Below are 6,899 nucleotides of genomic sequence, written 5' to 3' on the forward strand. Positions count from 1 at the left end.
CCCTGGAACCCCACCCCCACCCGACCCCGCCGCGCCGCCATCTCCTCCTTCGGCATCAGCGGCACCAACGCCCACGTCATCCTCGAAGAAGCCGATCCCGCCGACCTGTCGCCGGGCCACAGCGGGAAGACAGCCCCGGGCCCGGACGGCGCCACCGGCGACAGCCACTTCGAGGGGCCCTGGGCGGGACGGGCCGGGACGACGCCGCCCCTGGCATGGACGATCTCGGCACGCACCGGGGACGCACTGCGGGCGCAGGCCGCGCGCCTGCGCGAGCACGCCGCCGCGCATCCCGACCAGAGCGTCGCCGACATCGGTTACTCCCTGGCGACGACCCGCGCGCACCATGAGCACCGGGCCGTCGTCGTGGGCACCGACCGCGACGCGATGCTGGCCGACCTGGACGCACTGGCCCACGGCACCGAGCCGGTGGGCCCGCCACCAGCGGTGACCGCATCCTCGGAGGCAGGCACCGCGCCGGCGGGAGCGGCCACCGTGCCGGCAGGCGCCGTCGGGGGGCGCGCGACGGCGGCGGGCGGGATCGTCTTCGTCTTCCCGGGCCAGGGTTCGCAGTGGACCGGCATGGCCGTCGACCTGGCGGACTCCAGCCCGGCCTTCCGGGAAACGCTGGACTCCTGCGCCGAGGCGCTCGCCCCGCATGTCGACTGGTCGCTGTGGGACGTCCTGCGCGGCACGCCGGGGGCACCGTCCCTCGACCGGGTCGACGTCGTGCAACCGGCGCTGTTCGCGGTCATGGTGTCGCTGGCCGCCCTGTGGCGACGCCTCGGCGTGGAGCCGGACGCGGTGGTCGGGCACTCCCAGGGCGAGATCGCGGCGGCGCACGTCGCGGGCGCGCTCCCGCTGGCGGATGCGGCGCGCATCGTGGCGCTGCGCTCGCGGGCGCTGACCCGGCTCCCCGCCGGTGGCGCCATGGCCGCGGTGGCACTTCCGGCGCAGGAGGCCGGTACCCGGATCGCCCGGTGGGGGGACCGGCTGGCCCTGGCAGCCGTCAACGGCCGGACGGCGGTCGTGGTCTCCGGCGACGCGGGCGCGCTGGCGGAGTTCACCGCGGAGTGCGCCGCGGGAGGTGTGCGGACGCGGGCCCTCCCGGTCGACTACGCCTCGCACTCCCCGCAGGTGGAAGCCGTCCGCGACCCGCTGATCGCGGACCTGGCCGGGGCGCAGGCCGCGGCGGGCGGCGTCGCGTTCTACTCGACCGTGACCGGCGACCGCCTCGACACCCGGGAGCTGACCCCCGGGTACTGGTACCGCAACCTGCGACAGACTGTGCGGTTCTCCGACACCGTCCGCGCCCTGCTGGCCTCCGGGCACCGGGCCTTCCTGGAGATGAGCCCGCATCCGGTCCTCACCGTCGCCGTCGAGGAGACGGCCGAGGCCGAAGACGTGGCGGAGCCCGTCGTCACGGGCTCCCTGCGCCGCCACGCCGCGGGCCCGGAGAGCTTCCTGCGAGCGGTGGCGGAGGTCCATGCCCGCGGTCTGCGAGTGGACTGGCCGGCGGTCTTCGCCGGCTCCGGTGGCCGGCGCGTCACCCTTCCCACCTACGCGTTCCAGCACGAGAGCTACTGGTTGGACAACCCCGCCCACGCCGGGGACGTCGGCTCGGCGGGGCTGGGCTCACCCGGCCACCCGCTGCTGGGGGCGGCCCTCGACCGCGCGGGAGGCTCCGAGCACCTGCTCACCGGACGCATCGCCGTCGGCACGCACCCATGGGTGGCCGACCACACCGTCGACGGCGTCGCGGTGCTGGCCGGCAGCGCCGTCCTCGACCTGGTCCTGCACGCGGCGACCCAGGTCGGGGTGAGCGGAGTGGAGCGCCTGCAGCAGGAGGCCCCGCTGGTGATCCCGCCGGAGGAGCCGATCGACCTGCAGGTCGTGGTCGGCGGTCCGGACGGCGCCGGCCGGCGTGAGGTGTCCGTGCACAGCCGGGACGCGCAGGCCCGGCCCGGCGGATGGACGAGGCACGCCACCGGGATCCTGCCCGGTCCCGCGGAAACGACCGGCAGCGCAGACCCCACGGCCCCCACGGCCCCCGACTCGCTCCCCGCGACGACGCCGCGCTCCTGGTCGGACCGCACAGACCTGCGGGTCTGGCCGCCGCCCGGGGCGGTCGAGGTTGATCCCGCCGACCTGGCCGCGGCGCTGGCCGGCGTCGGGCTCGAGCACGGGCCCGCCTTCGATCTGCCCGTCCGGGTCTGGCGCGGCGGTGGGCACCTGTACACGGAGGCCGAGCTGCCCTCCGGGCACCCGGCCCCGGCAGGCCACACCCTGCACCCCGCGCTGCTGGACGCCGCGCTGCGTCCCCTGTCCGCCCCGTCTTTCGTCGACCAGCCCGACCCGGTCCACCGGGCCGACCCGGCCGACCGGCACCGCGAAGCCGGGCAGCCCGGGCAGCCGCTGCTGCCCCGGGCCTGGCAGGACGTGTCCCTGAGCGGCGCGACCACGCCCGTCTCCGCAGTCCGGGCACGCCTCACGCCGGTCGCCGACGGTCACTCCCCGGGCAGCGCCGCCGTGCTTCTCACCGACGGCGACGGGGAACCGATCGCCACAGTGGCGGAGCTGACGCTCGGCCCGGTACAGGTCCGCCGTCCGGACACGGCACCGGGAGCACTGCCCCGCGACGCCCTCCTCGTCCTGGACTGGGTGCCGCTCCCGGCCGACGCACCCCGCCGGGATGCCCCGCGGCTGGCGGCCGTCGGCGCTCCCGCGGGACGGGATCTCCTCGGTCTGGACGCCGGCGCCCGGCCTGCCCCGGACGCCCCCGACGGCGCCGACGGTTTCCCGGAGCTGCCGGACGTGACGACCCACGCGACGCTGGCCGCCCTGGCGGACGCCGTCGCGGGAGGGCTGCCCCTGCCCGACGCCGTGCTCGTCTCCATCGACCCGTCCGATTCCGGCGATCTGTTCGACTCGACCGACATGGCCGGTGCGGGCGGTGGGGCCGGTGGAGCCGCGCGGGACCTGCCGGACGCCGCGCGGGCCGCGGTGGGCCACGTCCTCGCGCTGGCCCGCCAGTGGCTGGCCGAGACACGGTTCGGCGCCAGCCGCCTGGTGGTGGTGACCAGGGGCGCCGTCGCCGCCGTCGCGGGGGACGATCCCGACCCGGCGGCCGCCGCGGTCTGGGGCCTGCTGCGCTCGGCCCAGCTGGAGGAACCGGGCAGATTCGTGCTGGTGGACGCCGACCCCGGCGCCACCGGCCAGCCGCCCGCCGTGGCCGCACGCCCGCTCCTCCAGGCCGTCGCCGATGCCCTCGTCACCGGCGAGTGGCAGGTGGCGGTGCGGGCCGGGCAGGCACTCGCGCCACGGCTCGGCGTGCTGCCCGCGGCGGACACCCGCCAGCCCGACGATGCGGTGGCGGTGTCCTGGCGCTTCGGTGGCGCGGCGACCGTTCTGGTCGCAGGCGGCGAGGAGGTGGACGTCGCCCTCGCCGTGGACGACCTCGTAGCCACGCACGGGGCACGCCACCTGCTCGTCGTCCTCCCCGGTCCGGCTGATCGGCCGACAGCGGGGCCGGAACCGGACGGCCCCGACGGGACCGCGCCGACCGGTCCCGACGGAGCCGTACCTGCCGGCGTCGGCGAGGCGGTGCTGGCCGCCGCGGCGGCCGCGCGGGAACAGGGCGCCCAGGTCGAGCTCGCTGTCTGTGACACCAGTGACCGGGCCGCGCTGTCCGCGCTGCTCGCCGGCGTCCCGTCCGACCACCCGCTCACCGGCGTCGTGCACGTCCCCGATCTCGACATCCGCGGGATGATCAGCTCGTTGGACCCGGGCCAGCTCGACGCCGTCCTCGGCGGCGGCGCGCGGGCCGCGTGGAACCTGCACGAGCTGACCGCGGGGGCGCCACTGGTGGAGTTCGTCCTCTTCTCCACCGCCGCGGCCACGGCCGGCGCGGCCGGGCGGGCCGGCCACGCGGCGGCGGGGGCCTTCCTCGACGCGCTGGCGGAGCATCGCCGGGCCGCCGGGCTGCCCGCGACGTCGCTGGGCTGGGGCCCCTGGCAACGCGCCGGCGGACCGGACCCGCGGCGCGCGGCCACCGCGGGCTTCACTCCGCTGCCTGCGGATGTGATTCGGGCGCTGTTCACGGCCGCCGGGCGGGCCCGCCGCGCGCCTGCCGGCGGCGGGCAGGGCGCTCGGGACCGCGCGCTGGTCCTGCCTGCGCCGATCACCCCCACCGCCCTGCGATCGACCCTCGGGGCAGGTACTCCATCCCCCCTGTTCACCGCGCTCGCAGGCTCCGCGGCTCCAGCCGCCACCACCGCGACCGCGCTGCGCCGCCAGCTCGCCGGCATCCCCGCCGGCCGCCGAGAGAGCGCGGTGGTGGACCTGGTGCGCACGCAGGTGGCCGCGGTGCTGCGCCACCCCGCGCCGGAGACGGTCCGCGCAGACCGCGCGTTCACCGACATCGGCTTCGACTCCCTGACCGCGGTGGAACTGCGCAACCGGCTGGCCGCGGCCACCGGGCTGCGCCTGCCCACCACGCTCGCCTTCGACCACCCGACGCCGCTGGCGCTGGCCCGCTTCCTGCTGGCCCGCATCCAGCCCGACGAGGCCCGGGTACGCGACCAGGCACCGGCGAGCCGGTCCGGCGCGCACGACGACCCGATCGCGATCGTGGCGATGAGCTGCCGTTACCCCGGCGGGGCCGACTCCCCGGAGAAGCTGTGGCGGATCCTGACCGAGGGGACTGACGCCGTCTCCGACTTCCCCACCAACCGCGGCTGGGATCTCGACCGGCTGTTCGACCCCGACCCGGACCGACCGGGCACGACCTACGCCCGGCAGGGCGGCTTCCTGCACGACGCGGACGGCTTCGACGCCGAGTTCTTCGGCATCAGCCCGCGCGAGGCGCTGGCCACCGATCCCCAGCACCGGCTGCTGTTGGAGACCGCCTGGGAGGCGTTCGAGCGGGCCGGCATCCCACCCGACGCGCTGCGGGACACCCGGACGGGCGCCTACGTCGGGACGGTGGGCACGGACTACAGCTCCCGGCTGCGCTCCGTCCCCGACGACCTGGAGGGGTACCTGGGGATCGGCAGCGCCAGCAGTGTCGCCTCCGGGCGCCTCGCCTACGCCTTCGGGCTGCGCGGCCCGGCCGTCAGCGTGGAGACGGCCTGCTCATCGTCGCTGGTCGCGCTGCACCTGGGGATGCGGTCGCTGCGCAGCGGGGAGTGCGACCTGGCGCTTGCCGGGGGCGCGACCGTGCTCGCCACGCCCGACCTGTTCGTCTGGTTCAGCCGGCAGCGGGGGCTGTCCCCCACCGGGCGCTGCCGCGCCTTCGCCGCGGGAGCCGACGGGACGGCGTTCGCGGAGGGCGTCGGCCTGCTGCTGCTGGAGCGGCTTTCCGACGCCCGGCGCAACAACCACCCCGTACTCGCCGTCCTCCGCGGCAGCGCGGTGAACTCCGACGGCGCCAGCAACGGGCTGACCGCGCCCAGCGGCCCCGCCCAGGAGCAGGTGATCCGCCAGGCGCTCGCCGACGCTGCCCTGACAACCGCCGACGTGGACGTGATGGAGGCCCACGGCACCGGCACGAGCCTCGGCGACCCGATCGAGGCCCAGGCCATCCTCGCCACGTACGGCCAGGACCGACCCGCCGACCGGCCGCTGTGGCTCGGCTCGCTGAAGTCCAACATCGGTCACACCAACGCCGCCGCGGGCGTCGGCGGCGTCATCAAGATGGTGCTGGCGCTGTGCCACGGCCTGCTCCCCCGCACGCTGCACGTGGACGAGCCGTCCCCCCATGTCGCCTGGGACGAGGGCGCCGTCCGGCTGCTCACCGAGGCCAGGCCCTGGGCCGCCGCCGGCCGCCCGCGCCGCGGCGCCGTGTCCGCGTTCGGGATGAGCGGCACCAACGCCCACGTGATCCTCGAAGAGGCCCCACCGGTCCCGGCCCAGCCCCCGGCTCCCGCGCGGCCGCCGGCGCACGACGCGCTCACGTCGCCCTGGTTGCTCTCGGCGCACAGCCCGCAGGCGCTGCGCGCAGTGGCGGCACGGCTGCGCGCGCACCTCACCGACAACCCCGACCTGACCGCGCGCGAGGTGGCCGCCGAACTGGCCACCACCCGGGCCTTCTTCGGGTACCGCGCGGCGGTGACCGGCACCGGCCGGGAGCAGCTGCTGGACGGGCTCGCAGCCCTGGCCGACGGCGCGACGGCCCCCGGAGCCGCGCGGGGGGAGCCGGGTGCTCCCGGCTCGACCGCGTTCCTGTTCACCGGGCAGGGCAGCCAGCGCCCCGGGATGGGGCGCGAGCTGTACGAGGCCCACCCCGTGTTCGCCGGGGCACTGGACGAGGTGTGCGACCACCTCGACAGGCACCTGCCGGTGCCGCTGCGCGAGATCCTCTTCGCCGCCCAGGGCGACCCGCGCGGCGCGCTGCTGGACCAGACCCGGTACACGCAGGCCGCCCTGTTCGCCGTGGAGGTGGCGCTGTTCCGACTGGTCACCCACTGGGGCATCGTCGCCGACCATCTCATCGGCCACTCCGTCGGCGAGCTGGCGGCGGCGCACGTCGCCGGTGTGCTGTCGCTCGCCGACGCCAGCCGGCTGGTGGCCGCCCGGGGCGAGCTGATGCAGGCCGCGCCCGCGGGCGGGGTGATGATCGCCGTCGGCGCGCCGGTGGCGGATGTCTCGGCTGCCCTGGCGGGGCTGGAGGACCGTGTCTCGGTCGCCGCGGTCAACGGCCCCGCCGCCACCGTCGTCGCCGGCGACAGCGACGTCTGCCTGCGCCTGGCCGACCAGTGGAGCGCCGACGGGTACAAGACCCGGCAGCTCACCGTCAGCCATGCGTTCCACTCCCCGCACATGGACGACATCCTCACCCACTTCCGCGACATCGCCGCCACCGTCGACTACCACGACCCCCACACCCCCCTCATCTCCAA

General features: G+C 76.7%; 1 protein-coding gene. It reads left to right on the forward strand.

Features of this window, described 5'->3' with window-relative positions; genetic code table 11:
• A partial coding sequence (locus CC117_RS06920; protein ID WP_116287718.1) for a type I polyketide synthase occupies nucleotides 1–6,899 on the forward strand: 6,899 nt, incomplete at both ends.

Source organism: Parafrankia colletiae, assembly GCF_001854655.1.
Lineage (GTDB): Bacteria > Actinomycetota > Actinomycetes > Frankiales > Frankiaceae > Parafrankia > Parafrankia colletiae.